We start from the raw sequence: 2,681 nt of genomic DNA on the forward strand, positions 1-2,681 counted from the left end.
GCCTCGGAGGGGCAAAGCCCCGAACAGGCCCCCTCTGCCGCGCGCCGCGCAGGCGGCCCAAATGAAGTCAGCTGACGGACTGTAACAATACCTGCTCCCCCTGCCGCGTGCCATGCCACCTCCCCCCTGCCCCCGGCACACAAGCCAAACCAGTGCAGTCAGGCCACTCGGATTACTCCAGCCATGACCTGTCCTGTGCGCAAAAGAATCCGCACCGCACTACTCCTCTGCCGCCACCGGCTACCGCCCGCCGCCTACTTCCAGGTAATATGGGCATTCTTGCGCGGCGGCCTTGCATGGGCCTTGAAACGCGGATAACCCATCATCTGCGCGGCAAAAGCCATTTCACCTTCACGGATGCCGAGAAAATCCCGCACTTCCTGCGCGGCGGGGTGCTCGAAGGCCATACACAAATACCCGGCCCAACAGCAGCCTATGCCCCTGGCCTGCGCCAGCAGTTCCAGATAGGTGGCGGCAATGACGGCATCAGGCTGGCCCCAGCGCCACTGCGGGGCAACCACCACGGCCAGTTGCGGGGCAGTGCGGGTAATGACATCCACGCCCCTGTCCCAGGCGCGCACAAGCCCACCGGCATGCATGGCTTCGTCAAGTTCCGGGTCGATCCGGGGCAGTTCGCGCATCCACGCCACCACGAGTTCGGCCAGTTGCACCACCCGTTCGCGCGATTCCAGCAGAATCCAGCGCAGATTCTGCGTATTTTTTGCCGTGGGCGCAAAGCGGACCGCCTCGAGCAGGTCTATCAGGTCCTCGCGAGGAATGGTTTTATCCTTGAAATTGCGCACGGAACGGCGCGAAAAAGCAAGTTCGTCGGCCTGACGTGGCGTGGGCATGTCCTGCGCGCTGAGAGGGCGGCAGTCTTCACGTTCAAGGCCGGGAGCCGTACAGGCCAGCGTGGGGCAGAAGGCCATGCACTGGCCGCAGCTGAGACAATACACGGCCTTGTGCTTGTCCAGAACAGGGTAGGAACCCGGTTCGGCGTCAATAATATGCACGGGGCAGACAAGGGCGCAGATGCCGTCCTTGCGGCACAGCTCATGATCAACAGTAAATACGTTCATATATGCTCCGATTCTTTTCCGGCGGGCGGCTCTGCCCTGTCTGCGGCGTCACTGCCTGGGCCGGGTCATAAAAAACTGTTTGACGAGTGCGGATCAACCTTGAGAGTGTACATTCTCAAAATTTGCGGCGCGGATGCTTGCAAGACGGATCACCCGCCCGGGGCATCCACGCAGCCGCAAGGCATGATGCTGCTTGGCGCCTAGATCAGATTAACTTTGAGAATATACATTCTCAAAGTTTAAGGCACACTCACTTCGGCGTTTAACCGCGCAGATAAACTGCGCTTACGCCTCCGTAGCGAACGTCTGCTCACGCAGCCGTCCGAGCAATTTCAAAGTGAAATTGCTCTAACGCAGCGCAAAGGAGGTCCCTTTTTGTCAAAGGAACCTCCCACAAAAAAACGGACGGCCAGACGCGAGCCTACATGCCGAGCTGGCTGAGCATGTCGTCAATAGCGCCCTGCGATACGCCGTTGTTGTCCGGCCCTTTAAGTTTTTCAGCCTTGCGCTGCCGACGGAATTCCTCCACGGCTTGCCGGGCCTCATCCTGAAGGGCAACGGCGTCTTTTTGCGGATCTTTTTCCGCGCCTTCCATAATAAGGCCCGAAGAAAGATACAGCTCCACCACGGTATTTTCGATCTTGTTCAGCGTGGTGACTACCCGCTTGATCCGCTGGCCGGTGATGTCCTGAAAACTCAGCGTGGTGAGCACGCTTGTGAGGTCGTCGCCCATTTGCCGGTTGTTGGCCTCAAGCAGGGCGATCTGTGTGGAAGACGCCGTGCCCTCGCGTACATGCGCCAGCAGTTCAGCATTTTGTTCCTGCATGTCCAGGTGGCGCTCCACAATTTCCATAATGGACATGGTGGCGCTTTCCGTGGCTTTGAGCACCTCGCCAAGCTGATCCGTGGCTTCATGAAAGAGCGCATCCGTGCCGGATTCAGCCGGCGGCTTGCTGTCGGAAGCCGTGGATATCTGCTGATAGATATCCTTGAGTCCCTGGCGCATGTCCGTGCTCAGTTGCCTGTACACGGCGGGCTCGGCCTTTTTCTCGCTCATGCATGCACCTTTACGCCGTTACCGGCGCTGTTGAAAAAGACAATGACAAACCGCCGCGCCGTAGGACGGCGCGGCGGCGGACCGATCTTACTTGTTGGTCTTCAGGAAGGTCTTTGCCCGGGCAGCCTCGGGCGAATTGGGATACTTCTTGATCAGTTCTTCCATCCGCGCCTTGGCCGCCGCGCTCTGGTTCAGCTTGCTGAAGCTGATGCCCTGCTTGAGATACGCGCCGGGGGCGCTGGAAGACTTGGGGTATTCCTTGATCACCTTGTCATAGGAAAGTGCCGCATCCGCAAACTGGTTGCGCTGGAAGTAGCACTCCGCAAGGTAGAACTGGGCTTCAGAGGCCAGATTGTGGCCCTTGTAGTTTTTCAGAAAGTCGGTGAACGAGCGCTGAGCCTCGTCATATTTACGGGCATTATAGGCATTGACGCCCGCGTCAAAAAGGGCCAGCGAGATGTCCTTTTGCGGCACCTGCACCTGAGCCTGCGGCTGGGGCGAAGGCTGGCCCCAGGTGCTGCCGTCGGGAGCCTGGACCGGAACCT

At 59.2% G+C, this 2,681-nt stretch carries 3 protein-coding genes; all 3 read right to left on the bottom strand.

What is annotated here, in order from left to right; genetic code table 11:
* Positions 1–254: 254 nt before the first annotated feature.
* Positions 255–1,079 carry a nitroreductase family protein gene (locus V6C07_RS13140; protein WP_333536926.1) on the bottom strand — a complete coding sequence of 275 codons (825 nt, stop codon included), beginning with the start codon at positions 1,077–1,079 and terminating at the stop codon, positions 255–257.
* 421 nt (positions 1,080–1,500) lie between these two features.
* The gene (locus V6C07_RS13145; RefSeq protein ID WP_333536927.1) at positions 1,501–2,136 is read right to left on the bottom strand and encodes a protein phosphatase CheZ; all 636 of its coding nucleotides are present in this window, start codon (positions 2,134–2,136) and stop codon (positions 1,501–1,503) included.
* 87 nt (positions 2,137–2,223) lie between these two features.
* Positions 2,224–2,681 (bottom strand): tol-pal system protein YbgF (gene ybgF / locus V6C07_RS13150; RefSeq protein WP_333536928.1); only part of this gene is annotated, 458 nt, incomplete at its 5' end.

The organism is Desulfovibrio sp. 1214_IL3152, assembly GCF_036763055.1.
Taxonomy (GTDB): Bacteria; Desulfobacterota; Desulfovibrionia; order Desulfovibrionales; family Desulfovibrionaceae; genus Desulfovibrio.

What these genes read in the sequence shown, in the direction of transcription:
- V6C07_RS13140 (WP_333536926.1), bottom strand. Translation starts at nt 1,079, where the DNA reads ATGAACGTATTTACTGTTGATCATGAGCTGTGCCGCAAGGACGGCATC.
- V6C07_RS13145 (WP_333536927.1), bottom strand. Translation starts at nt 2,136, where the DNA reads ATGAGCGAGAAAAAGGCCGAGCCCGCCGTGTACAGGCAACTGAGCACG.